Origin of the sequence: Aliikangiella marina, from assembly GCF_007004765.1 — a bacterium.
Classification (GTDB): Bacteria; Pseudomonadota; Gammaproteobacteria; order Enterobacterales; family Kangiellaceae; genus Aliikangiella; species Aliikangiella marina.
In genome coordinates this window covers 138753-162914 of the sequence record NZ_VIKR01000006.1, presented here as the reverse complement: position 1 = coordinate 162914, position 24162 = coordinate 138753, and the positions used below count along the sequence as shown (strand labels likewise).

Below are 24162 nucleotides of genomic sequence, written 5' to 3'. Positions count from 1 at the left end.
CCTCCTAATTGACGTCATTATGACGCGGTTCATTTTGGGTTTAATAAGTTTCCGATTATTCACCGGTAGTTAACTCAGCATCTTTCTAATCAATCGCTAATAATTTGTGTACTATTCATTTGTTAAACCGCCTGAGCAGCTAAATATGTTTTACCGTTCGAATTTATTCTCGCGGTATTTCCGGGCACAACAGATAAATCAAGACTTAAAGAAAAAGAATCCGTTGTGTCCGTCGACTCCAGTTGCCAATCGGTATAACTTGCTAAATCTGGCGCGGTGTCTTGTGTGTTACTGCTATTGCCAGTCACCGTTAATGTGGCGGAATAATCAGTAATACTTTCGGGTAAAGGAGGTAATCGTTTTAGTGAAATTGAGAAGTCGCCGTTTGAATCAGATTGTGCTCTGAAGGTGATACTTTGACTCACTGATATTTCGACTTCTAGTTCTAACAAACTCCAAATAAGCGGCGATTGATTACTCTCACGAACCAACCTTCCATAGAGCAAGCCTCCTGGACTTTTTTGAGTTCCTAAAACCGAAGGATATAAAATTACCGATTCACCACTTGCAGTGCCGAGAGTTAAGTCAAATCGAGCAGGGTTAAACCGGCGAGTTGGATCCCATACTTCTCCAGTAAAATTAAAACTTGGTAAAGCTGGTCGCGCGCGATCTGCCTCATTCGCGTGACCGATGTAGATATCTTGTGTTGGGTTTCGCCAGAGTGCTAATTTTCCGTTCGCACTTAAGGTTTTAAGATCGCGAGGCTGTGATTCAATAAAAACATTTAAAGGAGTCTCAACACGGCTCATTTCCGAGACAGACTCTCCACTAGCCCCATTGAGCCAATAAATTACATCACTTGCGTGTAATATGTTAGTTTCTAATACCGAAACTTGATTCGCCTCGGCGTACTCAATTTGCTTATTACTACTCATGAAACGGCTTCCTCACTTGAAGAAATAGCTTTTCCAGTTGGAAAAACTCGAGTGGTAACGGGCTCAGCTATCGATTCAGGCTCTTGAAGTCTCAATCGAATGGTACGACCTATATACGGAACACTACTTGTGTAATCAGATTCAAATACGTCCCAAATACGCATCAAATCTTCGTTAGACATTTCTGCTGGTGTAATGGTTAGAATTTCTTTTTCAGTCCAATCACTGTCATTTTCAGACAGGTGTGAGATATCGAGTTGACTATTATTCGCTAACTCAATCATTGCCCAAGCCATAAGGTTTGCTTCAATGGTTGCGCTGCTTGCTGATGCGATTAATAAAAGATGTAAATTTACAGGTAGTTCGCTAACTCTGTGTCCATTGGAGGTTCCAGTTGGCGTGAAGTGTCTCGCTCTTCCATGCGCATCAATTTCAAGTCGATGAAGATAAATCCCTAATACATTACCAGAAATCGGACTGGTAATGTCTGAGCTTCCAAGTAATTCTACCCTGGCATTTATAGGCCCGTCAGTGAGCTCATTCGGCAGCCTTTCAGTAAAAAAGTTTTCTAGCGCTAATAGAACAGCATTAACCGCGTGATAGCTAGCCATGTATCACCACCTCATTCGTCAAACTCAATGAAAATATCACTGTTTTACTTTTTGTAAAGGTTCCTATTAATCGCATTCTTTCTGCCGAATTATTCTTTTGTTGATTAGTTTTTCTTAGAATAAATTAATGTTCCTGAAGGATTGCTTGAAGCAACTACCTCACCTTCATTGATCAATTGTTCCAACGCTTCTCGCACAGACTCTTGCGTGTAATTAACACGAGTTCTTGCAAGCCAAAAATTAGTAATACCCTCAACACTATCCGCAGCATTAGGATTACTTTTAAAGTAACTTAGAATGTCCCTTTTGATTAAAACAATATCCCGTTGTTCTAGCGGCACTCTTCGGTATCCCATTCTATTTGGCATTCGTTATGTCGAATTTCGATGTCTGCATTATTTTTGTTACTTATTTGATATTCCTTAAGCAGATCGCATGCCAACTGAATAAAAAATGGAAAAACCTGGCTTAGCCCAACTAAGACTTCAATTCAGAAAACTATAATAAATACTTAGCAATCAATTATCGGGTTCCCACTAACCCGATCGGGTTATTTTTAACCCACCCAGATACTTGCAATCCCCCACTCAGATTAAACTTCTAGCAAAAAATTGGCAGAGATGATTGTCAGGTGCCCCTGGATAAATAAAGCGGATTTAGAGCATTGGTCGATATAATGAAGTTTTTTTGATAGCAGCAGATTCAGTGTGCCAACAAAAATCATATAATGACATTGCAAAAAGTGAATTTTTGATTTTTTGATTTTTTGATTTTTTGATTTTTTGATTTTTTGATTTTTTGATTTTTTGATTTTTTGATTTTTTGATTTTTACGAAAGATAATTTTGTCGGCTTATGCCATGCTTTTTTAACAATTTACCGAGCGCCCTTCGCTCTTTACAGGCAAATTTAGCCGCGAGCGTAACATTACCCGCATATTTTTGCATTAGCTTTTTTAAATAACACTTCTCAAAACTATTAATCACTCTTGATTTTGCCTCACTAAAACTTTCATCGACAGAAAGCTCAGCGTCTCCAAACTCATCGCTGACAAATTGATTTTCGGCATGTTGAATCTGATTTTGAATATAAATATTATCGTCGCAAAAATGACGTGGACTAATAAACTCATCATCGCAAACCAAAACGGCTCTTAGTACCAGATTTTCGAGCTCTCGAATATTCCCTGGCCAGTGATAGGCTTTAAACCAGTCGAGAGTTTTCTGATGATAGCGTCTAACAGGTAACTCGTACTGTTCCTGAAATTTAACTAAAAAATGATTGGCAAGTAACTCGATATCATCCCCCCGGTCTTTAAGCGGCGGTAACTGTACAGAGAGAATATTTAACCTAAAAAATAAATCTTGACGCATTAATCTTTGAGCCACTAATTTATCTATCGCAACATTACTCGCGGTTACGATTCTAATATCAGATTTCAGTGGTACATTTGAACCTAACGGTTTGTATTCCTTTTCTTGTAAGAAACGCATCAAAGCGACCTGAGACTTGGGTGTTAGAGATTCAATTTCATCTAGAAATAAGGTTCCACCATTAGCTTGTCCCACTAGTCCCGTCGATTGGGTCTTAGCGTCGGTGTAAGCGCCTTTTACATGGCCGAATAACTCATTTTCAATTAAATTGTCGGGTAACGCACCACAATTTACCGGTATAAAAGGATGCTCTTTGCGATCACTGTAATAATGCACTGCTCTAGCAATCATCTCCTTTCCAGTACCCGTTTCACCCTCGATGAGAACCGGAGCATCGCACGCCGAGAAAGTGCGGATTCTTTTGAGTACGTTCTGAAAAGAAGCCGACTGGCCAATCATTTCGTTACCTTGTCTATAGTTGGCGAGTTGTTGTTCTTTTTCGAGTTGTCCACTAACCAATGCATGTAAACGAAATAACAGTTCCTCAGAGTCACAGGGCCAAATAACAAAATCTCGACAATGCTCGAGCAGGCTTGAATCGAGTTCCTTTTTGCCACAATGAAAAACAAAAAGACAGGGGATTTCAGGCGATTTTCGATTAAGAAATTTCAACAAGCTAACGGAATTACAAGTTTCTAAATCAACATCAACAACAAGTACTTTATTACCTGCTAGGTTGTTCTGTAGGTAAGCGGTTTTGAAGTTTCGCTTAAGATGATAGCCAGCGTTAATTAATAATTCTGCTACCGGCTCACTTGAAGATTGCCGAGAATAAGAAGCGAAGACTATCTGAAGGTCATGTCTTTGAATTCCTTTCAAAGGTCACCCCATGGTTATTTTTAATTCATTGATAGATCGGAAGGATAGGAGTAAACCGTCATGTCCCAATGACACTCCTTAACAGCATTTCCCTGTACTGCACTAAAATTTATAACGCTTACGATTCTTTAGTTCAAATAGTTTTTTGAGATAATTATTGATTCATATTATTTTTTAGATACGAATTAGCAAGGAATAAACTTGTTATTTTAAGATTTTTATTGGCAATTCAATTGGTTAAACTCTAGTTGTCTTGCAGTAAGCGCTACCGACCAGAATGGTACCTTAGTTGCGTTGCACAAGATATTAAGAGATGCCTGCTAATCCATAAGATTCGGATAGGAGTTCCTGTCAATATTCGGTCGAAAACATAAAGCAATGTTTAATCTTGTAACCATTGCAACCCCGAATACGGGCAAGACTTAAGCGAATTAAGACGGCTTTGCAAATCTCCACAATGAAGTTCTAGCTTGTACCCATCTGGATCCAAAAGATAGATCGAGCCACCTTCACTTTGATTCGCTTTCCATATTTTTATCTTTCCCTGCTTTGCGAGTAAGTTGTATTTTTCTAGCTCCGCCTGATCGACAGAAAAAGCAATATGGGAATAATCTAAACTTGGACTCGGCTTGTCTACCAATAAACATAACCAGAGGTCGCCAAGCGATAAGTAGGCACCTTTGTCCCACCTGACGACCGGTTGACAGCTAATGATATGATGATAAAAAGATAGTGATTTATCTAGATCACTTACCGCGATCGTCACATGATTTAAACCGGAGGGCATGATAACTACTGATTTCCTGCTAGCGAAAGCGCACAATCTGACATGAGACGGCTCAATTGATAATTTTTCGCCCAATCTAGCTTGTCACGATCTCTAAATAGAAAAATACCACCATAGTTCAATCCATTCAGGAAAACACCGTGCTGGTTGTTGGTGACTCGCGGAATAACCACAAGAGAATCTTGAGTTAACAACACATTGTTGGGTAAACACCGAAAAGGATCATAAAGGTCTAACTCATTGAGCGCATCAATGTAAAACTCATATGTTGCTTTTGCATCAAAATTTTCAAAGGTCAATGCTCTGTGCTTAAATCCAAGTTGTCCTGATTTAAGTTTGGCTGCCATCGGCAAAGGCGCCTTGACTAATTGCATGTGACGATGCGGTTGACTGGCTCCCGCTTCTACACCACCATTATAAAACCCCCAGATACCGTCTTCCATCCCCATATACCAGGCGTTAAAGTCTTCAATTGTCAAAGGGGCTGTTTGTTCTTGATAATCTTTAGTACAGATTAAGAGATGTTGATTAATAACTGGGTATTTATTTAACAAACAGACATGACTCTCGCCAGCCTCTGCGACGTACATTGGCTTTTGGTAAGGCAGAAAAGGATTGCCACGTTTTCTTTTATCATCAATTTTTTTAAGTAGGTTTTGATTAATAATATGAACCTGGAAGTGAATATCGTCTTGTAATATTGTTTCGGCTTCTGTTGCAATCGGGTGAAGCTCATTGTCTTCGATCGCTTGTTGCGTTACTTGTAGAGATTTTTGCCAAAACATAGGATTCAAGACTCTGGGCAGGGATCGTAGTTGGAAATTTTAGACAGTCGCTTCGCTTCTTCGATCGCCTCGATAATCGCGTTACGCTCGCCGAACTTTTTAAGCGTCTCGAAGTAGCGCTCAAATAGTTTATCGTCATACATCATTAGATTGTTTACTTCTTTATAGTAAGCAATATTTTCTAGCCTATTTGATTCAAACTGCGCTTTAATCACGTCATAATTTGGATCTTTAGATTTTGCAAGTGCGCTTAGTAAAATTCTTTGTCCAAAAACTTGCTCAGAATAAATTGATGTACTTTTTTGAATTTTATCGCCAACCCCGATACATCGCTCAAGCGTTCTTGTAAAATGCCTACTCACCCCCTCACAATACGAAAGAATACGATTTTCACTCTCATCAATGTACTGGTAATTATCGGAAACTAATAAACGCTTTCTCCTTACATCTAAGACATCTGCATAATAACTTTCTAAGATTTCATAAACCTCGACACGAAACGTATTGTAGCTTTCGCTATCAATGATATTTCGCATTGCCAAGTAAGCTTCTTTTGTCTTTTTGGTAGAGAGATAGTATGAGGCAGCTTCTCGCCAAATAGCGCCATTCCCGCCAAAATCCTCAGTGATTTTCTTTATCTCATTGCTATTACAGTTAGAGTTTTTCTTGCTACATAACTTCATTAATACCCAAGCAATGAGTTCATTTTTTGGATTAGCATTTAACAGTGACCTTAATTCCTCTATTTGACCGCTTGGACCAAGTCTATAGTTAACAATCAACTCAGCTAATTTGACGTCAGCATCGCCCAGGACATTATAGTCTTTTAGCTCTAGTAACTCACTATCTGTTAGATGTAACTCTTCACCAGAATAATCATTCCAGTTAAAATCTGGGCAAATTTTTAGGACTTGTTTTTCACGTGATCTTTTGCTCGAATTCTTTCTTGTCGAATATGCTACGCGAGTTGCATCAGTTTCGCTCTCTAGGTCATGAGAAAAATTTATTGAAGATATTGATTCTTCCCGGCTTATAGCTTCGGACTGAGCACTTTGAGCTTTATTACCAACGAAGCTACGTGAGTCTCGAGGTGCGTCAGAGTGAACAAAAACCAGTGTAATAAGCACTGTGACTGAGACAATAAACAAACTTATATACAAGGTTAATTTTTTCATTCTTCAATTCTGTTAATCGTAAAAAACCTTTGAACATTCATCAAAGGCTATGCGGACTCAATCTCTCGCCTTACTATTAAGGACAGGGGTTATAATTAGGGTTTGAGAACAAATTTATTGCCTCAGACTCGATGAGAGAAATAGATTTCTCTTCACCATAAAACTTAAAAAACTGAACATACAGGTCTAGCAACTTTTCATCATACAACATTAAGTTATGCACTGGCGAGATAAGGAGCTCTCGGTCTTCTTGTTTTTTGGTCGCATTCAATTCCTTAAATTTATTATAGTCAATTCCTTTATGTGCGAACCTATAAATCGCCTCTCCATATTTTTTAGTAGACAACATCTCAGCATCTTCGAGTAATCTTTCACCAGCACGTAAGCAAACATGCGATAAGCTAGTCTCTAGTGCATTACTTTTTCGGCATAAGCTTGCTATTTCAGATAAATTAGAAGTCGGCGAGCTGGAAATCATACCAAGTATCGTAATATTTCTTTCCCGTTGTGTAAGACCTTTTGGCAATCCTATCTCCAAAAGCTCAAAGGATTCTCTTCTATACTCTTTAAAAAGTTGCGCCATTTCACTAGCCTTAAGAGACCTAAAGGCTGCTTTTTCATCCCCCCGCTTCAATTGAAACGAAGCCATAACCAGCCACGCTGCTGCGTTGTCTTTTTCTTTTTCAACTAATTCCATAACTTCATCGTCTGTGCAAATTTTTTCAGACCATGAATAACATCTTATAAGAAGATTCCAGCGAGCAAGCGCATTATTCGGTTTTTCTTTAATAAATTGTTTTAATGTTTCAACTAAATCCAAACCTTTTTTGTTACTCATATGTAGTATTTCAATGAGCCTAGATTCCTCGGAAGGTTCAGCTTCTAACAGCTCAACAAACTTAGTTTCGGGATTAATTTCCTTCAAAGCCTCGACGTGAATCAAATTGTAATCATAAGGTGGACATTGCTTTATCTGATCTTTAATAACCGCGGGCAAATCCGCAGATGCAATAACATCACTTTCAATTATTCGGTGAGAAACTTCTTTGTTTTCAACTGTGTCTAACTGAAAACCCAGCCCCCTACTGACTGCTTCATCATTAATACTATGTTTAAGATAAAAAATTAAAAACAGACTGATAATAAGCAGTATTAGAGTTATTGATTTTGTTTTCAAGCTTACCCTCTTAAACGCTAGTTCTCTAAACTTTCCCGCTTTGCTTCTAACTCATCCCAAAGCTCATAATCTTTCGCCAACTGAATTTGCATTTCTTCAAAGTCTTTCACAACATTATCAGCCTTTTCTCTATCTTGATAGAAATCCGGTTGCGACATCTGATTTTCTATTTCTGCAATCCTCGATTCAACATCTTCTATTTTTTGCGGAAGCTCATCGAGCGCTCGCTGTTCTTTATACGAAAGTTTTCCAGATTTGGGTTTAGCTTTGCTCTTACCTTTTTTGTCTTGTACAACCTTTTTAGGTTTAGGCATAGCATTATCAAAATAATGTAGCCAATCTTGGTAGCCACCAACTATTTCAATTATTTGAAATTGATCGGTTTCGATTTCATAAAGCGGAGGCAACTGATTATCAAAAACAAATAGCTCAGAGCAGCAGTTTTCTAAGAAAGCTCGATCATGACTTATTATGATGACAGTTGCTTCAATATCAACCAGCATTTGCTCTAAAATTTCTAGCGTTTCTACATCGAGATCATTGGTCGGTTCATCGAGCACAAATAGATTAGCTGGGCGAGTAAATAGCTTTGCTAACAACAACCGGTTTACTTCACCGCCAGACAGCGAACTGGCCGGAGCTCGAACATTATCCGCTGTAAAATTGAAATCCTGCATATAACTGATGACGTGTCGTTCTTTGCCATCGACGACCACAAATTCGCGACCATCACCAATATTTTCGGAAACTGTTTTATTCAAATCGACTGACTCACGAAGCTGATCAAAATAGGCAACTTCTACCGTTTCACTCAATTCTAGTTCACCCGCGAAAGGTTCTATTTCTCCTAATAATGTTTTGATAAAAGTGGTTTTGCCGCTACCGTTATTGCCCAGCACGCCAATCTTGTCACCTTTCTGGATAATGGTAGTTATCGGCAGCGTTAATGCTCGATCATAGCCGACTTGAAGCTCCTTCATCTTAGCAACAACTTTGCTGCCCTTGTTCATTACGGACGCTTGAATCTTACTTGCACCAACCTGGTTGCGTCTCTCAGCTCGTTCTTGGCGCATTTTCTTGAGCGCTCTGACTCTGCCCTCGTTCCTCGTTCTTCTTGCTTTGATGCCTTGCCGGATCCAGACTTCTTCCTGAGCAAGTTTTTTGTCAAATTCGGAATTCACTTTTTCCTCTTCTTTGAGCTGCTGCTCTTTGAGTTCGGTATAGGCTTGATAGTTACCGGGAAAGAAACGAATATGACCACGGTCGAGCTCCATAATCGTATCAGAAACTTGGTTAACAAAATGACGGTCGTGAGAAACAAAAAGTAAAGCACCTTTAAATGCTTTCAACTGTTCCTCCAGCCATTGAATACTGCTCAAATCGAGATGGTTGGTAGGTTCATCCAAAATCAGTAAATCAGGTTCTTGTACAAGCGCCTTGGCCAATGCTGCTCGTCTGCGCCATCCACCGGACAATTCGTTCATTTTCACATCGCCATTGAGCCCTAGTTTGGAGAGTGTTTGCTTAACCCGAGTGTCAATTGTCCATCCGTCGTGACTATTAATTTTTTCTTCTAAATCGACAAGCTTTGGCGATTCATGATCTTCCATAATTAAAGATTGATAGTCATCTACCCATTGTTTAACTTGTGCAAGTCCGGACTCAACAAACGCACTTACCGAGAGGTCGGATTTTTCAGGTAAAGCTTGAGGCAGGAAGCCTACTCGATGATTTCTTGAGCGATTGACAATACCATCATCGGGGGCAACCTCGCCATTTATGACTTTTAATAAAGTCGACTTGCCGGTTCCGTTACGTCCAACCAAGCAGACTTTTTGCCTTTCTTCGATAGCGAAAGACGCATTATCAAGGAGCACCTGCGGACCATAGTTGAGAGACAACTTGTCTCCACGAATTAATGACATGAATTATCCAGTTGTTCGAAAAGATTCTTGGTGGATTCTAGCAGAGGTATTTTGCCTTGGCACCGATTAATAGCCGGGTTAGCTAAGAAATCTCAGACAAACTATTAGGATGATTTATCGCAAGACGATTGATGGTTGGGTAATTGGTGAACAAGAGCATTAAGTAATCCCCATACAATTTAAGAAACTGCACTGTTCAATTTTTAAATTAGCAGTCGATGCTGGTTACTGGAGAGCAATCAGAACTTGTCTGATTAATTGCGGTAATGGCTCCGGCCTGGTTAACAAAATCGCCTGGAGTCGATGATTTTGACTCTTTGCCAATAGACAGGACAACGATAATAGCTAAGACCATTAGCGTCAAAACCGCGATAGGATTGATTGAGCCAAACTTTAAAACTGCAACAGCCAATGCACTGATACCAATAACTAAGCCCATTTTAGTTCTCCGTCTCATCCTCAAAAATCTCCTCTATTTTTAAATTGAATAACCGAGCTGCTTTAAAAGCCAAGGGTAAACTCGGATCAAACTTACCTTTTTCGATGGCGTTAATAGTTTGCCGAGAAACTTGTAGCGCGTTCGCTAAATCAGCCTGAGTCCAGTCACGCTCAGCTCTAAGGACTTTTAAGCGATTTTTCATTTATACCTCGCCTGTCCCACAATAATCGAAACCAGATAGGTTAATGCCATAACAATCACTAAGTAAGAAATTTCAGCATCGGATGAAATAAAGTTAGTCGTATCCATCGTCGAATATGCCAGACCACCTATGACACCAACACCAAGGGTAATCCCCATCGCGTCCATATGAATTTTTTGCTGCAATTCGTCCATACCTTTTATGTGACGGATATTGGCAAAAATCATTGCGCCGCCCAAAATTAGATTAATTAAGATAGCAATGCCGGTAATTAACTGTGACTGCCATAAAAACGTCGGACCAAAAACCGCTGTCGCTTGACTTATCAGCCAAGCAAATGTCCAAAAACCAAGTCTGACCGTATTGACTTGCTGCTGCTTTGCGAATTGGTCTGGGCTTTTACTCATAACATGACCTCTATCAAAAATATAAAACTATCTTTACATAATGTAAAATAAACTTTACACGAGTAATCATAGCTTTGCTACACCCCAAAAGTCAAGCTTACTTTACAAATTGTAAAGATTTCATGATATTTAACGGGATATCAATGATATTTAACGGGATATCAATGATATTGACGGGAACTCAATGCCAATGTTTCTGGATGCAAAGCCGACTCGATGTCGAGTATCACCGCTCCATTCGCGAGAAATATTGCGCTTGTTTTGATGAGCCTGAGTTTATAAAAGGTTTGTGAGTGATTGGGGGATGTTTTATCGATTAAACTTTAACGAATTAGGCTCGCATTGACGTCCGATATCTGAAAGCTGTCGATAACTGAAAGCTATACATATCGTTATCGGTTAAGGTCGTCACAAAGCCCAACCTATCATTCAGTTGACAGGCTTAGAACAATTTTATCCGTTAACTACCAGAGAAGTCTCTTCGACAAGACTTTCTCTCACTCCCAAAGAATGACATATTGCGTAAGTCAGATCTGAGCGGTTAAGCGTGTAAAAATGGAAATCACGAACGCCCTCTTTCGCCAATACTTTTACTTGCTCAATTGCCACGTTAGCCGCGATTAAATTTCGTGTCATCGGATCATTATCTAAGCCATCATAAAGCCTGTGCATCCATCCCGGCACCGAAACGTTGGTAATGGCGGAAAACTTTAACAGTTGTTTAAAGTTAGTGACTGGCAGAATCCCTGGAACAATCTCAACATCAACTCCTGAAGTAACACAGCGGTCACGGAACCTGAGGTAAGTTTCCGTATCAAAAAAGAATTGGCTAATCGCGCGGCTAGCCCCAGCATCAACTTTACGTTTCAAGTTAATTAAATCAAATTGCGGGTTGGGCGCATCGGGGTGTACTTCTGGATAAGCAGCAACAGAAACCTCAAAATCAGCGACCGACTTTAAAAGTTTTACCAAATCCAACGCATACATTTGGTTTTGGGGACTATTTTCTCCCTCAGGCAAGTCTCCACGTAACGCGACAATATGGCGAACTCCTTCCTGCCAATATTGCTCGGCTAACTCAACAATTTCTGCTCGCGTCGAACCAATACAAGTTAAATGCGGCACTGGAACCAAACTGGTCTCTTTTTGGATTTTGGAAATTATCCGATGCGTTCTTTCACGTGTTGAATTGTTGGCTCCATAAGTAACTGATACAAATTTTGGCGACAATCCCTCAAGACGCTTGATTGACTGCCACAAAGTGTTTTCCATTTGCTCGGAGTTAGGTGGGAAAAATTCGAACGAAACATTGACCTTTCCCGCCAAATCAAAAAGATTTTGGTTCAACAGTTCAACTTGTTGTGCGTGATGAAATCCCACCGTTTTACCCACCTATGAATATCCGCATTATACCGTTAATTAACCGTTAGAAACTTCTTTAACTTCACCCAAGCGACATTGATTAAACCCTGCATCTAAATCGCTTAGGATATCTTCGATATTTTCAATCCCGACTGAAATTCTTAATAAATTTCCGGTTATTCCAGCAGTTTCTTGATCAGCTTGCGAGACAGCCGCATGTGTCATTGTCGATGGGTGGCAAATTAAACTCTCGACCCCGCCGAGCGATTCAGCCAAAGAAAACACAGCCAAACCTTTCAAAAAGCGCTTGGTATATTCCAAGTCACCAATCAGTCGAAATGAGATCATCGCACCAAATCCAGATTGTTGTTTGGCGGCTATTTCATGTCCTTCGTGTGACTCCAACCCGGGATAAAATACTTTCTCGACTTGCGGATGCGCATCTAAATACTCCGCAACGCGCTGGGCATTTTTGTTGTGGCGCTTAACTCTGACATCCAGTGTTCTTAGCCCGCGCAGCGTCAACAAACTATCGAAAGGTGCGCCTGTAATTCCAGTGCAATTTGCCCACCATTTCAGATCCTCATAAACTGATTCATCTTTCGCAACCACAGCACCTCCAACCACATCAGAGTGGCCATTGATATACTTGGTCGTAGAGTGGACCACTACATCAGCACCCAACAAAATCGGCTGTTGGACAATCGGTGACAAGAACGTGTTATCGACTACAACTAATGCATTTTTCGCTTTTGCTTGGCGACTCACTTTCTGGATATCGACAAGCCGAAGTAAAGGGTTGCTGGGCGTCTCAATCCAAACGATTTTAGGCGATTTTTCGAGCGCTTGCGCAAGCGCTTCCTCATCGGTTTGGTCGACAAAATCAACTTCAATCAACCCTCGCTCTCTGAAGGAGCGAAAAAGTCTAAAACTCCCGCCATAGCAATCGTGTGGAACCAAAATTCGTTCTCCGGCCTTAAGCAATTGCAGAACAAGGAAAATCGCCGACATGCCACTCGAGGTAATGACACCGCCCGCCCCTTTCTCTAATTCGGCAACCGCTTGACCAAGGAGATCGCGAGTCGGATTTCCGGAACGCGAATAATCATATTGACGAGGTTGGTCAAATCCCTCGAAGCTATAGTTGCTTGAGAGATAAAGGGGCGGCGTAATGGAGCCATATTGGGTATCAGTTTCGATACCAGCGCGGACTGCTAGCGTGTCTAGCGCGTGTTGATTTGTGAAACTCATTGTCGTGACCTCGATGCTACTTAATTGACATTTTTTTAGCGAAAACCCGTTCAAAACAGCAACTCAAGAGATTTAGAAACTTAAAAGTTTCATGACATCAAAAAGCCGTTTGGACGTCTATATGTCTGGAAGTTTATATTGTTTTTTCTGTCTGTCAAGATGTATAGATGGCTATTTTGGTGTAAAATAACCAAGGATTATTTAGATTTGAGGTGCAAATGGCTAAAGATTGGGATGGGGAATTCATAAATCCCTATGTAGAACACGGTGAAAAAAAGGATAACGTTAAGAAAATAACCGTCTCGATTCCTTTTTCTGTGTTAAAAATCTTAACTGATGAAAGAACTCGTCGGCAGGTCTCAAACCTCCGCCACGCAACCAATAGCGAGCTTTTATGTGAAGCATTCTTACATGCTTATACTGGACAGCCACTACCCACCGACGACGATTTAGACAAAAATAGAGAAGACTATGCGGTGCGCATGGCGCGCGAACAGCGAGAAAAAGAAACCGCCTCTTAAGTTTTTATTTTAGGCGATTCAATATAATCAAAAGTTCTGAGGTGGTTGATCGGCTCATTCAATTTCGGCCGCCTCTGCTACTCAGCTTTGATATATCATCATTTCAAATGACGAATAAAAGATGATTTCTATTTGATTTATTGCTTACAGCAAATAATTGGTTACAGCTGACAACTCGTTGCGAGCAATTGACTATCAATAACGAAAACGATTTCACTTATAAAATGATAAAAAAACCAACAAATCATAAAAACGAGAAAAATCTATGCGCTTAAAAACACTCTTACTCGCCTTAGTTAGTATCAACCTTTTGCCTCTAAACCTATTGGCTGCCGCAGATTTATCGGAGCAAATTAACAAAGACTATCACTATCTGGATAAACTCTATAAACACCTTCACCAAACGCCTGAGATATCATTCCAAGAAAAAGAAACCGCCAAAAAGATTGGCGATGAGCTTGAAAAACTTGGATTTGACGTGACTCGTGACTTTGGTGGTCATGGCGTTGTTGGTGTCTATCAAAACGGTGACGGCCCAACCATAATGATCCGAACCGATCTCGATGCCCTGCCAGTAAGAGAAACCACCGGATTAGATTACGCAAGTAAGAAAACCATGAAAGATAGGGAAGGCAAAACAACCTTCACTATGCATGCTTGTGGCCACGATATTCACATGACCGTTTTTACAGGAACCGCGAGGCGTCTGATCGATAACAAACAAAACTGGTCAGGAACTTTAGTTATGATTGGTCAGCCCGCAGAAGAAAGAAGCGGTGGTGCGAAAGCAATGCTTGCAGAGGGTTTATTTGAGAAATTTCCACGACCGGACTACAACCTAGCGATCCATGTTTCAGCCGATTTAGAAGCCGGTACTATTGGCGCAGTCAGTGGTTTTGCAATGGCCAATGTCGACTCTGTTGATATTATCGTCAAAGGCGAAGGTGGTCACGGCGCTTACCCCCACAATACAAAAGATCCAATCGTTCTGTCGGCACAAATTATCAATTCATTGCAAACGATCGTTAGTCGTGAAACTTCACCTTTGGAGCCAGCGGTCGTTACAGTTGGCTCGATACATGGAGGAAGCCAGCACAATATCATATCAAATGAAGTAAAAATGCAATTAACACTGCGCTCTTATTCAACCGAAGTCAGGAAAAATATCATTAGTGCGATTCGACGAATGACCAAAAACCTCGCGCTGGCAGCGGGATTACCTGAAAACAAAATTCCCGAGGTAAATGTTTTAGATGAATCAACACCTGCGGCATACAACAATCCAAAACTGACCGAAAATGTCGTGCAGCGATTTATTGAACTATTTGGCGAAAATAAAATTTTCACGCTAAAACCCGAAATGGTGGGCGAAGATTTTGGTCGCTACGGTCAAGTTGAACCTAAAATTCCCAGCTTGATGTTTAGACTTGGAACAGTGGAGTCGAGTAAATTCGAGCGCGCTAAAACCGGTACAGAAAGACTACCAACCCTACACTCGTCGGATTTCGCGCCCGATCCAGAGCCCACAATCAAGACAGGCGTTAAAGCGATGGCGAGTGCAGCGTTACTCTTACTCAACAAGCAGTAAACAAACCAGTCCGAATCCTGCTATTAACGCAAGTCAGAATTACAATTCATCGTAGTAATATTCTGACTTGCTTATCGGAACAAAAAAACGGGAGCTTGTAACAAGCTCCCGTTTTTTTGTTTTAACGTTACATCTTCTACTAGATCTTCCAAATATCTTCGTCAGAACCATCAGAAATATCTTCAAACAAAAATGTACTAAGATATCGCTCTCCAGTATCAGGTAGCATCGCTAGAATTGTTGATCCCTCCGGCGCAGATTTCGCGACGTCAAGTGCTGTCGCAAATGTTGCACCCGCAGATATCCCAACAAAAATACCTTCATTACTCGCAAGCGATAAAGCAGTATCTCTGGCGACTTCATCATTAACTGGCAACACCTTATCAATTACTTCACGGTTTAAAACATCGGGTATAAAATCTGGAGTCCAACCTTGAATTTTATGCGGCGCCCAATCTTTCCCATTTAACAAAGCGGCACCTTCCGGTTCACTGCCGATAATTTGAATTTCAGGGCGAGCGACTTTTAACACTTCACCGACACCGGTTATCGTTCCGCCTGTGCCATAGCCACTCACAAAATAGTCGAGTCTTTCTCCAGCAAAATCTCTTAAAATTTCCGGTGCAGTCGTGTTACGGTGGTACTCTGGATTTGCAGCATTCTCGAACTGACGCGCTAGAAACCATCCATTTTTCTCAGCGAGTTCCTCGGCAACTCTCACCATCCCAGAGCCTTTTTCAGCGGCAGGCGTTAAAACTACTTTTGCGCCTAAAGCACGCATTATTTTTCTTCGTTCGATAGAAAACGTTTCTACCATTACCGCAACAAATGGATACCCTTTGGCGGCACAAACCATTGCTAAAGCAATACCGGTATTACCGGAAGTCGCTTCGACAACCGTTTGACCAGGTTTCAATCGTCCCCGTTTCTCCGCATCATTGATAATTGCGTACGCTAATCGATCTTTAACCGATGCTAACGGATTAAAATACTCGGCTTTCACATACATATTGACGTGACTCGGCGCAAGACGGTTTATCTTGACTATTGGGGTGTTGCCAATTGTCTCTAAAATAGAATCATATTTCATAGTTCATTTTCCTTTATAAAATGAAGCAATTTATTTAAAAACAGGTACATCGCAGATCAGATGTTTAATCAATATTAATTACTTAATTGAGCGTTTACCGGATCGTTTCAGTAACGAAAATCGCTTAAACGTTTGCGACTAATGGTAACCGATTATCACGCTCAGTTGCGCCAAAATCATTTTTTGCAACAATTTTGTTATTTGACGAAATTAGCTCACCATCTTTGAACCAATCAAGCTCATTAGCAAGTTCGGCGACTTCGCCGACAACGATTAACGATGGTGACTTAATCTCGTATTTTTCAACTAACTGCGGCAATTCATTTAATTGACCAATAACTGTTCTTTGGTTTTTGGTAGTCCCTTTTTCAATGAGCGCGACCGGCGTGCTCGGATTTCTTCCGTGTTTAATCAAACTATCAGTGATTTGCTGATTACGCATCAAGCCCATATAGAAGACAAGTGTTTGGCCCGCTTGTGCCAAACTATTCCAATCGAGTGAGTTTTTAGAACTTTTTTCATGCCCTGTTACAAACCGAATTGATTGGGCATGATCGCGATGCGTTAACGGAATTCCCGAATAAGCAGCGCACCCGGCGGCGGCAGTGATCCCGGGTACGACTTCATAACGAATATTATGCTGTGTTAAAAATTGCAGTTCCTCTCCACCGCGTCCAAAAATAAAAGGATCACCTCCTTTTAAACGCACAACAGAGAGTCCTTGCTGAGCGTAATCAACTAGCATTTGATTCGTTTGATCCTGATGAACATAATGACATTTTGCACGTTTTCCCACATGTACCAGCGTTGCATCTTTTCTTACTCGTTGCAGAATTTCCTGACTAACCAGCGCGTCATACAGAACAACATCCGCCTTCTGAATGATTTTCAAAGATTTAATCGTGAGTAACTCAGGATCACCTGGACCGGCCCCGACAAGGTAAACAATTCCCTCTGGCTTGTGTTGCTGCTGATAAAATTCAAGAATGCTATCTTCGTTTTTTTCAAGCACTTTGCTATCTTGTATTGCAGATTCGATATACCACTCAGAGAAACTTCGTTTCTCCTTTAAACTAGAGAATTTTTTTTTAACCTTTGGGCGAAGAAGTTTCAGCCGCTCCAAAAGGCTACCTAAAGCATCAGGCAACAACCACTCAATTTTTTCTCTTATCTTGCGCGCGAGAACAGGCGCAACGCCGCTACTGCTAATTGCGATCAACAAAGGAGATCGATCAATAACTGCAGGCATTATAAACGTGCTTAATTCTAAGTCGTCAACTACGTTAACCCAAATATTTTGCTGCTGAGCGGCAATGCTCACTTGACGATTGACCATCCGATCATCCGTTGCCGCGATCACCAAGTAAAAACCATTAATATGTTCAGGGCTGAAAACCTCATGAACGAGACGAATTTCATGCTTTTCAGCAATTTCTAGCACTTCATCAGTGTATTCCGGACTCACTAAAGTCACTTTCGCATCGGCGTGTAACATGTGCTTTAGCTTGCGCGCAGCGACCTCGCCTCCTCCAACTATTAGGCAATGTCGCGACTTCATTTGTACGGTTATTGGCAAATAATCCATGCGGTTGACCCATTTAAAGATAATATCTGGATCATTTCATTTTTCGGTTTTCAGCTGAAATAGGCGTTCGCTCTTTGGAAATAACCAATAGATATACGAGTTAAATGTAAGGAATTCGTGCTGTCTTGGTCTTATACTCATAACTAAAGAGAATATTGGTTGCCAAGTGCCCGATAGAATGATACATTTCTGCCATCTTTACGTTTAGACGTCCATTTGACAGATTTAGGTTAAATCTGAATGTTCGCTCGCCTTATCGGTGGGCTTTTTGAGCTTATGAAATTACATCAATTAAAATACTTAGTAGCGATTGTTGAAAACAACTTCAATATCACAACTGCTGCGGAAAAAATATATACCTCCCAGCCTGGAATCAGCAAGCAGCTGCGTCTGCTTGAAGATGAGCTCGATCTTAAAATTTTTGAACGAAGTGGCAAGCAACTTGTTGGCCTCACTCCTCTTGGCGAAGATGTCGTAAAACATGCACGACGCGCGTTACAAGAAGTCGAAAACATCAAGAGGCTAGCACAAGATAAAAATAAAATAGAAACTGGCAGTTTTAGTCTCGCCACGACTCAAACTCAAGCAAAGTATGTGCTTCCAGACATATTCAAGCGCTTCCATGCCCGATACCCGAACCTTCAAATTGATATCCAGCACGGCTCTGCTGAGCAAATGAATGAGTTGCTGGACAAAAAACAAATCGATTTTGCTATTGCATCAGATAACTCAAGCTTGTCACCGGATATCGTAAAAATCCCTTGTTATCACTGGGATCGAGTCATTATTTTTCCACAAAGCCACCCACTTGGCGACCTCAAAAACCCGACGATAGAGGATATTGCCAAATATCCAATAGTCACTTACAAAGAGCCAAGTGTCGGCGAATCGAGTCTAGTGAGAGCCATGAGGGCAAAAGGTTTGCAGCCCAACATCGTGTTTACGGCTCGTGATGCTGATGTGATAAAAACCTACGTCAGAAACGATATGGGGATCGGAATTGTGGCAGAAATGGCCTTCAACCCCAAATTAGATTCAGACTTGATAGGCTATTCTGCGAAAACAATCTTACCGCGGTGTACGACTTGGATCGCATTCAACAAAAACTTGTTACTTCGCAGTTATATGTACTGCTTTATTGAATTATTTGCGCCGCACATATCGCGTGAGTGGTTACACGCAAATATCAATAAAGATGCATCGGTAGAGAAACTTAATGAAGAACAAAAGCAACATGACTTACCAATGCATCGCGTGTGGCATGGCTAGTTATATCAGGGTTAAGTGATTACAACCTGTTTCTGACTAATCAGCACATTGTAACACGAAGCAGTAAGCACTGAGTCAATACGAAGCAATACCTTAAATTAGATCACAAGAATTAATCAAAAGCGAAATACAAGCAACTGAAAACTGGGATGATAAATTGATGAGTGATTGTAGTGATAAATTAAAACTCTTACTGGAAGAACGAATTTTACTTCTAGATGGTGCGATGGGCACTATGATTCAGTCCTACCAGTTTACTGAGGAAGATTATCGCGGCGAGCGTTTTGCAGATTGGCATTGTGACTTAAAAGGCAATAATGACTTGCTTAGTATCACTCAAGCTGAGGCCATTAAATCAATTCATCGAGCTTATCTTGAGGCCGGTTCAGACATCATTGAGACCAACACTTTCAATGCAACGACTGTTGCTATGGCTGATTATGATATGCAATCTCTGTCTGCTGAGATTAACTTTGAATCTGCGAAAATCGCGAAACAAGTCGCGGTTGAATTTTCGACTAAAGACAAACCTCGCTTCGTTGCCGGTGTTTTAGGACCGACTAACAAAGCAGCTAGCATTTCTCCAGATGTAAACGACCCCGGTTTCCGTGCTATCGATTTTGATGAGCTTAAAATCGCATACTACGAATCTACCAAAGCATTGGTTGAAGGTGGTGCAGATATCATTCTTATCGAGACCGTCTTCGATACGTTAAATGCCAAAGCGGCAATTTACGCCGTCGAAGAATATTTCGAAAATGAGAAAAATATTCGACCCGTAATGATATCTGGGACTATTACCGATCAGTCAGGCAGAACGCTAACTGGACAAACGACAGAGGCTTTTTATAATTCTCTGCAACATGCAAAGCCGATTAGTTTTGGGCTCAATTGCGCACTTGGCGCTAAAGACTTACGACCCTATATTGCAGAACTGTCACGCATCGCTGATTGTTTTGTTTCAGCCCATCCAAATGCAGGTTTACCTAACGAGTTCGGCGGTTATGACGAAACGCCAGAGGATATGGTGAACGAGTTATCGGAGTGGGCTGATTCTGGATTGCTGAATATTGTTGGCGGCTGCTGTGGTACTACGCCCGAGCATATTCAAGCAATGCAATCTATCAGCAAAAATAAACTCCCGCGCAAGCTCAACGCGATAAAACCAGCCCTTCGATCGTCTGGATTAGAACCTTTAACGATCGACAATAATAGTCTTTTTATCAATGTTGGCGAACGAACCAATGTAACTGGGTCGGCCAAGTTTCTGCGCTTAATTAAAGAAAACGATTTGGAAGCCGCACTAGATGTCGCACGCCAACAGGTTGAAAATGGCGCGCAAATTATTGATATAAACATGGATGAAGGCATGCTGGATTCAAAGGCATGTATGGTTCGTTTTTTAAATTTAATCGCCGCCGAACCGGACATTTCAAGAGTTCCGGTTATGCTCGACTCAAGCAAGTGGGAAATCATTGAAGCTGGCCTAAAGTGCATTCAAGGCAAAGGGATTATCAATTCGATTTCCCTGAAGGAAGGCGAAGCTGAGTTTATTGAACATGCCAAAAAAGCAATGAAGTACGGCGCCGCAGTTATCGTTATGGCATTCGACGAAAACGGGCAAGCGGATAGCTTTCAAAGGAAAATCGAAATTTGCCAACGCGCATACGATGTTCTCACTGTAAAGGTTGGCTTTCCGGCATCAGATATTATTTTTGATCCCAATATATTTGCGATCGCAACGGGCATTGAAGAACATAATAATTACGCCGTAGATTTTATTGAAGCGACCCGCTGGATAAAACAAAACTTGCCAGGCGCACTAGTATCGGGCGGCGTTTCTAATGTCTCTTTCTCTTTTAGGGGTAACAATCCTGTCCGCGAAGCAATCCACGCCGTGTTTTTATATCATGCAGTAAAAGCAGGCATGGATATGGGAATCGTAAATGCCGGTCAGCTAGAAGTCTATTCAGAGATTGAGCCAGAGTTGTGCACGGCAGTTGAAAATGTGGTCCTCAATAAATCTGACGACGCGACAGAAAAGCTCGTTTCCATTGCTGAACGATATCGCGCCGATGGAAACGATGAAAAACAAGAAGAAAAACTCGCTTGGCGAGAGGCTGAGGTTAACAAAAGAATCGAACATGCATTAGTAAAAGGCATTACCGAGTTTATCGAAGAAGACGTCGAAGCGGCAAGACAAACAGTCGATCGCCCACTTAATGTGATTGAAGGTCCTTTAATGGACGGCATGAATATTGTTGGCGATCTTTTCGGCTCTGGAAAAATGTTTCTACCTCAAGTTGTCAAGTCAGCTCGAGTGATGAAAAAAGCAGTTGCTTACCTAGAGCCTTTTATGGAAGCAGAAAAGAAAGCGTTAAAGTTGGATGATAAACCTAAAGGAAAGATTTTACTCGCAACCGTCAAAGGCGACGTTCATGATATCGGTAAAAATATTGTTGGCGTTGTTTTGCAATGTAATGGTTATGAGGTAATCGATCTCGGCGTTATGGTCAGCTGTGACAAAATCATTCAGGAAGCAAAAAAAGCGCAATGCGATTTAATTGGTTTGTCAGGTTTAATAACCCCTTCTTTAGATGAAATGGTTTTTGTTGCGAAAGAAATGCAACGTCAAGGTCTATCAATCCCGTTATTAATCGGCGGAGCGACAACGTCTAAAATTCATACAGCGGTCAAAATCGACCCCAACTATGAACACTCGGTAATCTATATTACCGACGCATCGCGTGTAGTAACCGCGGCAACGCAACTACTGAGTCACGAACATGCGCTAGAGTATGTTTCAGAAATTAAACAAGAATACCAGACGCTTCGCCAAGAGCGCGAAGCCAAGCAAACGAAAATAAAGCACACCAGTTTAGAACAATCGAGAGAATTTAAATCAGCTATCGACTGGCAAAGTTATCAGATACCAGAACCAACTTTTGTTGGCAGTAAAGTTTTTGACGATTACCCTTTATCAGACTTGGTTGAGCGCATTGATTGGACGCCTTTTTTTAGAAGTTGGGAACTCGCTGGGCGATATCCGAATATTCTCGAAGACGATCTAGTCGGCGAGTCTGCAAGAAAGCTATTCGACGATGCACAAGAGATGTTGACGAAAATCGTTGATGAAAAGTGGTTGACAGCAAGAGCTGTCATCGGCTTTTTTAATGCGAACAGTGTCGAACATGATGATATCGAAATCTATACTGATAATAGCTGCCAAAAAGTCTCACACAAGCTTCATTTTCTGCGTCAACAAAAACAAACCCGACACGGTAAAGCCAATCACGCTTTAGCGGACTTTGTCGCGCCTAAAGACTCCGGGAAAACAGATTTTATTGGCGCTTTTGCGGTAACCGCAGGTATAGGTATCGATGAGTATGTCGAGAAATTTGAAGCCGCACACGACGACTATTCAGCGATACTATTAAAAGCTCTCGCCGATAGACTTGCAGAAGCATTTGCAGAAAGAATGCATGAAAGAGTGCGGAAAGAATTTTGGGGATATGCGGCCGATGAGTCTTTTACAAACGACGAACTGATTGCAGAACGATATCAAGGGATTCGCCCGGCTCCAGGCTATCCTGCATGTCCAGATCATACGGAGAAAGGTACACTTTGGGATTTGCTCAATCCGGATGAAACTATTGGCTTGAAAATTACAGAAAATTTTGCCATGTATCCAACGGCTGCAGTATCAGGCTGGTATTTTGCGCACCCTGAATCACAATATTTTGGTGTTGGTAAAATATCAAAGGAACAAGTCGAAAGTTACGCTAAACGAAAAGGTTGGGATCTTGAAACCGCTGAGAGATGGTTAGCACCTAATTTGGGGTATGATGCTTGAGTTTAAGCTTTAGTTAATTTTGCTAAGGGAGATACCATCGCGTATAGCTAAGTGATGGACCTTTCGTTACCCGGTAAAGACACTAGCTTCAACCGATTCGAATAATTTTGCGGCGCTCGACGAATTCCGGAGTAGCGAAGTTGGGAGAGAAAATAAGATAACTTCACTCAAAACTTACGCCCATTCTTCTAACCAGAACCTCAAATGAGCCTTGCGAGCATTTTCTTATATTTATAAACAAATCGCTCGCTCCTTGATGAAGTTTTTCTATTAATTCAGTTCGATCGCGAATTGCCCCCTAAGACCCATGATAAAATATATTGATCATAATAAAAAACAAAATACTCTGAACTATTTGGTAAATACTAGCGATTAGTTCAAAACTATTAACCATTACCCCTAGCTATCGAGGTGCGCTACTCTACATTTCATTAACAAATCGTTTTGCTTTGCTGAACCGAGCAAAAATTCGTGGCTTCCGAATACTTCAAAACCGAGCTTTTCATAAAATCGAATGGCTCGCGGATTCTGGTCCCAAACACCTAACCATATTACTGGCAATGCATTTTGTCTGGCCAATCCAATGGCTTGCTTAAAGAGCAGCTTCGCAGCGCCGGTACCATGATAATCATTTAGTAGGTATATTCGCTCAACCTCTAAACTAGCGAAATCAAAACTGTCTGTCTGGGCACTCGCAAAATTAACCTTTAAATAACCAATAACCGAATTATCATACATAGCAAAGAAAAAGCGACTGTTTTTATTACTTAGCTCTTTTTGAATTTGCATCAAGCAAAGCTTTTCCGATAAATATTGTTGCATATCCTCCGCTGTATTTTGCGCAGCAAATGCCTCTACAAATGTCGTTCTTGCGATCTCTAAAAGACAATCGCTTTCGTTGTCAGCCACTTCTCGGATTTCAACTTGTTCGCGCATGTTAAGATTTCCA

At 41.0% G+C, this 24162-nt stretch carries 21 protein-coding genes; 4 read left to right on the top strand and 17 right to left on the bottom strand.

Annotated features, from left to right (window positions below; translation table 11 throughout):
- Positions 1-122: 122 nt before the first annotated feature.
- The 14 genes from FLL45_RS20295 to metB all read right to left on the bottom strand — a co-directional run bounded on the left by FLL45_RS20295 (position 123) and on the right by metB (position 13307).
- Positions 123-935 carry a hypothetical protein gene (locus FLL45_RS20295; protein WP_142943895.1) on the bottom strand — a complete coding sequence of 271 codons (813 nt, stop codon included), beginning with the start codon at positions 933-935 and terminating at the stop codon, positions 123-125.
- Positions 932-1546 carry a Pvc16 family protein gene (locus FLL45_RS20290; protein ID WP_142943894.1) on the bottom strand — a complete coding sequence of 205 codons (615 nt, stop codon included), beginning with the start codon at positions 1544-1546 and terminating at the stop codon, positions 932-934. Before FLL45_RS20290 ends, FLL45_RS20295 begins: the two co-directional genes overlap by 4 nt.
- Positions 1547-1650: 104 nt before the next feature.
- Complete coding sequence (locus FLL45_RS20285) at positions 1651-1914, bottom strand: hypothetical protein (protein ID WP_142943893.1); 264 nt, start codon at positions 1912-1914, stop codon at positions 1651-1653.
- 461 nt (positions 1915-2375) lie between these two features.
- On the bottom strand, positions 2376-3797 hold the full coding sequence (locus FLL45_RS20280; protein ID WP_210247251.1) for a sigma-54 interaction domain-containing protein: 1422 nt from the start codon (positions 3795-3797) through the stop codon (positions 2376-2378).
- Positions 3798-4179: 382 nt separating this feature from the next.
- Positions 4180-4584, bottom strand: a complete 405-nt coding sequence (locus FLL45_RS20275) for a VOC family protein (protein ID WP_142943892.1) — start codon at positions 4582-4584, stop codon at positions 4180-4182.
- A 5-nt stretch (positions 4585-4589) separates the two neighbouring features.
- Positions 4590-5369 (bottom strand): DUF4922 domain-containing protein, encoded by a 780-nt coding sequence (locus tag FLL45_RS20270; RefSeq protein ID WP_142943891.1) that lies wholly within the window; start codon positions 5367-5369, stop codon positions 4590-4592.
- A 5-nt stretch (positions 5370-5374) separates the two neighbouring features.
- Positions 5375-6544: a hypothetical protein gene (locus FLL45_RS20265; RefSeq protein WP_142943890.1), complete on the bottom strand. Its 1170-nt coding sequence runs from the start codon at positions 6542-6544 to the stop codon at positions 5375-5377.
- Between the two features lie 76 nt (positions 6545-6620).
- On the bottom strand, positions 6621-7721 hold the full coding sequence (locus FLL45_RS20260; RefSeq protein WP_142943889.1) for a hypothetical protein: 1101 nt from the start codon (positions 7719-7721) through the stop codon (positions 6621-6623).
- Positions 7722-7738: 17 nt separating this feature from the next.
- Positions 7739-9646 carry an ATP-binding cassette domain-containing protein gene (locus tag FLL45_RS20255; RefSeq protein ID WP_142943888.1) on the bottom strand — a complete coding sequence of 636 codons (1908 nt, stop codon included), beginning with the start codon at positions 9644-9646 and terminating at the stop codon, positions 7739-7741.
- Positions 9647-9854: 208 nt separating this feature from the next.
- Positions 9855-10085, bottom strand: a complete 231-nt coding sequence (locus tag FLL45_RS20250; protein ID WP_142943887.1) for a hypothetical protein — start codon at positions 10083-10085, stop codon at positions 9855-9857.
- 1 nt (position 10086) lies between these two features.
- Positions 10087-10287, bottom strand: coding sequence for a helix-turn-helix transcriptional regulator (locus FLL45_RS20245; protein WP_142943886.1), 201 nt, complete (start codon positions 10285-10287; stop codon positions 10087-10089).
- Positions 10284-10694: a hypothetical protein gene (locus tag FLL45_RS20240; protein ID WP_142943885.1), complete on the bottom strand. Its 411-nt coding sequence runs from the start codon at positions 10692-10694 to the stop codon at positions 10284-10286. The genes FLL45_RS20245 and FLL45_RS20240 overlap by 4 nt, the downstream gene beginning before the upstream one ends.
- A 453-nt stretch (positions 10695-11147) precedes the next feature.
- Positions 11148-12086, bottom strand: a complete 939-nt coding sequence (metF, locus tag FLL45_RS20235; protein ID WP_210247250.1) for a methylenetetrahydrofolate reductase — start codon at positions 12084-12086, stop codon at positions 11148-11150.
- A 27-nt stretch (positions 12087-12113) separates the two neighbouring features.
- Positions 12114-13307, bottom strand: a complete 1194-nt coding sequence (gene metB, locus FLL45_RS20230) for a cystathionine gamma-synthase (protein ID WP_142943884.1) — start codon at positions 13305-13307, stop codon at positions 12114-12116.
- Between the two features lie 218 nt (positions 13308-13525).
- Between metB and metJ the strand changes: the two genes are divergently transcribed.
- Both metJ and FLL45_RS20220 read left to right on the top strand, forming a co-directional pair.
- Positions 13526-13828, top strand: a complete 303-nt coding sequence (gene metJ, locus FLL45_RS20225; protein WP_142943883.1) for a met regulon transcriptional regulator MetJ — start codon at positions 13526-13528, stop codon at positions 13826-13828.
- A 265-nt stretch (positions 13829-14093) separates the two neighbouring features.
- Entirely contained in the window at positions 14094-15416 is a 1323-nt protein-coding gene (locus FLL45_RS20220) for an amidohydrolase (RefSeq protein ID WP_142943882.1), read from the top strand.
- A gap of 139 nt (positions 15417-15555) precedes the next feature.
- On the opposite strand, the gene cysK is transcribed toward FLL45_RS20220, so the two are convergent.
- Complete coding sequence (cysK, locus tag FLL45_RS20215; RefSeq protein WP_142943881.1) at positions 15556-16506, bottom strand: cysteine synthase A; 951 nt, start codon at positions 16504-16506, stop codon at positions 15556-15558.
- A gap of 124 nt (positions 16507-16630) precedes the next feature.
- Positions 16631-18091 (bottom strand): siroheme synthase CysG, encoded by a 1461-nt coding sequence (cysG, locus tag FLL45_RS20210; RefSeq protein ID WP_142943880.1) that lies wholly within the window; start codon positions 18089-18091, stop codon positions 16631-16633.
- A gap of 240 nt (positions 18092-18331) precedes the next feature.
- Here cysG and FLL45_RS20205 point away from each other — a divergent pair, with 240 nt between their 5' ends.
- Together FLL45_RS20205 and metH are read left to right on the top strand one after the other, a co-directional pair.
- Positions 18332-19360: a LysR substrate-binding domain-containing protein gene (locus FLL45_RS20205; RefSeq protein WP_246075866.1), complete on the top strand. Its 1029-nt coding sequence runs from the start codon at positions 18332-18334 to the stop codon at positions 19358-19360.
- A gap of 160 nt (positions 19361-19520) precedes the next feature.
- Positions 19521-23213, top strand: coding sequence for a methionine synthase (gene metH / locus FLL45_RS20200; RefSeq protein ID WP_142943878.1), 3693 nt, complete (start codon positions 19521-19523; stop codon positions 23211-23213).
- A gap of 399 nt (positions 23214-23612) precedes the next feature.
- Here the strand turns inward: metH and FLL45_RS20195 are convergent, their stop codons facing one another.
- On the bottom strand, positions 23613-24149 hold the full coding sequence (locus tag FLL45_RS20195) for a GNAT family N-acetyltransferase (RefSeq protein WP_142943877.1): 537 nt from the start codon (positions 24147-24149) through the stop codon (positions 23613-23615).
- Positions 24150-24162 lie beyond the last annotated feature (13 nt).

Excerpts from the sequence above, each read along its gene's own strand:
- FLL45_RS20295 (WP_142943895.1), bottom strand. The coding sequence starts at position 935 with ATGAGTAGTAATAAGCAAATTGAGTACGCCGAGGCGAATCAAGTTTCG.
- FLL45_RS20290 (WP_142943894.1), bottom strand. The coding sequence starts at position 1,546 with ATGGCTAGCTATCACGCGGTTAATGCTGTTCTATTAGCGCTAGAAAAC.
- FLL45_RS20285 (WP_142943893.1), bottom strand. The coding sequence starts at position 1,914 with ATGCCAAATAGAATGGGATACCGAAGAGTGCCGCTAGAACAACGGGAT.
- FLL45_RS20275 (WP_142943892.1), bottom strand. The coding sequence starts at position 4,584 with ATGCCCTCCGGTTTAAATCATGTGACGATCGCGGTAAGTGATCTAGAT.
- FLL45_RS20270 (WP_142943891.1), bottom strand. The coding sequence starts at position 5,369 with ATGTTTTGGCAAAAATCTCTACAAGTAACGCAACAAGCGATCGAAGAC.
- FLL45_RS20265 (WP_142943890.1), bottom strand. The coding sequence starts at position 6,544 with ATGAAAAAATTAACCTTGTATATAAGTTTGTTTATTGTCTCAGTCACA.
- FLL45_RS20255 (WP_142943888.1), bottom strand. The coding sequence starts at position 9,646 with ATGTCATTAATTCGTGGAGACAAGTTGTCTCTCAACTATGGTCCGCAG.
- FLL45_RS20250 (WP_142943887.1), bottom strand. The coding sequence starts at position 10,085 with ATGGGCTTAGTTATTGGTATCAGTGCATTGGCTGTTGCAGTTTTAAAG.
- FLL45_RS20245 (WP_142943886.1), bottom strand. The coding sequence starts at position 10,287 with ATGAAAAATCGCTTAAAAGTCCTTAGAGCTGAGCGTGACTGGACTCAG.
- FLL45_RS20240 (WP_142943885.1), bottom strand. The coding sequence starts at position 10,694 with ATGAGTAAAAGCCCAGACCAATTCGCAAAGCAGCAGCAAGTCAATACG.
- metB (WP_142943884.1), bottom strand. The coding sequence starts at position 13,307 with ATGAGTTTCACAAATCAACACGCGCTAGACACGCTAGCAGTCCGCGCT.
- metJ (WP_142943883.1), top strand. The coding sequence starts at position 13,526 with ATGGCTAAAGATTGGGATGGGGAATTCATAAATCCCTATGTAGAACAC.
- FLL45_RS20220 (WP_142943882.1), top strand. The coding sequence starts at position 14,094 with ATGCGCTTAAAAACACTCTTACTCGCCTTAGTTAGTATCAACCTTTTG.
- cysK (WP_142943881.1), bottom strand. The coding sequence starts at position 16,506 with ATGAAATATGATTCTATTTTAGAGACAATTGGCAACACCCCAATAGTC.
- cysG (WP_142943880.1), bottom strand. The coding sequence starts at position 18,091 with ATGGATTATTTGCCAATAACCGTACAAATGAAGTCGCGACATTGCCTA.
- FLL45_RS20205 (WP_246075866.1), top strand. The coding sequence starts at position 18,332 with ATGTTCGCTCGCCTTATCGGTGGGCTTTTTGAGCTTATGAAATTACAT.
- metH (WP_142943878.1), top strand. The coding sequence starts at position 19,521 with ATGAGTGATTGTAGTGATAAATTAAAACTCTTACTGGAAGAACGAATT.
- FLL45_RS20195 (WP_142943877.1), bottom strand. The coding sequence starts at position 24,149 with ATGCGCGAACAAGTTGAAATCCGAGAAGTGGCTGACAACGAAAGCGAT.